Annotated in this window: 1 protein-coding gene; it reads right to left on the bottom strand. The window is 70.3% G+C overall.

All coding sequences use genetic code 11. From position 1 onward, the window contains the following. Positions 1–189 precede the first annotated feature (189 nt). On the bottom strand, positions 190–624 hold the full coding sequence (locus KZA10_RS16735; protein ID WP_017831259.1) for a molybdenum cofactor biosynthesis protein MoaE: 435 nt from the start codon (positions 622–624) through the stop codon (positions 190–192). Between the last annotated feature and the right edge of the window lie 110 nt (positions 625–734).

Genomic DNA, 734 nt, shown 5'->3' on the forward strand with positions numbered 1-734 from the left:
CGCACCGACGGCGACATCGCCCTCGACGACGCCGAGCTCATCGACGTGCTCCCGCCCTTCGCGGGCGGCTGACAGCGCACCACGTGCATGACCGCCGGCCACCTGCATGATCGCCGGCCGGCGTTTCCTCCTGCATGCGGCAAAACCTCATGCAGGTGACGTGTCGAGTACGGCGATGGTGCGACGGGCTCAGCCGCCGATGCCCTTCCACGACGACGTCCCGTCGACCTCGAGCTGACGCTTCCACACCGGCAGGTCTGCCTTGATCGCCTCGATGACGGCCCGGCACACCTCGAACGCCTCGGCGCGGTGCTCGGAGGCGACCGCGATCACGACGGCCGCGTCGCCGACGTCGAGGCGTCCGATGCGATGGCTCACCGCCACCACGGCGGGGGCCTCCGCTCCGGCACCGGCCTCCTGGGCGATCCTTCGCAGTGCCGCCTCCGCATCGGGGTGCGCGCTGTACTCCAGTCCGACCACGGGCGTCTCGGCGTCCGGGTCGTTGTCGCGCACGCGACCGACGAAGGTCGTCACCGCTCCCAGCCGGGGATCTTCGACCGCCGCCAGGTGTGCATCCAGATCGAGTCGCGCTTCCGAAACCGCTGCGATTCGCACGTCGTTCATGAGTGGTCTCCGCCCTCCACCTGATCCAGGATGTGCGCGGCGACGCCGAGCACCACGGGTACGCCGGAGGCGACAGCGCGGGTCGAGCCGGGCAGGTTCACCACGAGCAT

The organism is Microbacterium sp. BF1, assembly GCF_019279095.1.
Classification (GTDB): Bacteria; Actinomycetota; Actinomycetes; order Actinomycetales; family Microbacteriaceae; genus Microbacterium; species Microbacterium maritypicum.

What these genes read in the sequence shown, in the direction of transcription:
- KZA10_RS16735 (WP_017831259.1), bottom strand. Translation starts at nt 624, where the DNA reads ATGAACGACGTGCGAATCGCAGCGGTTTCGGAAGCGCGACTCGATCTG.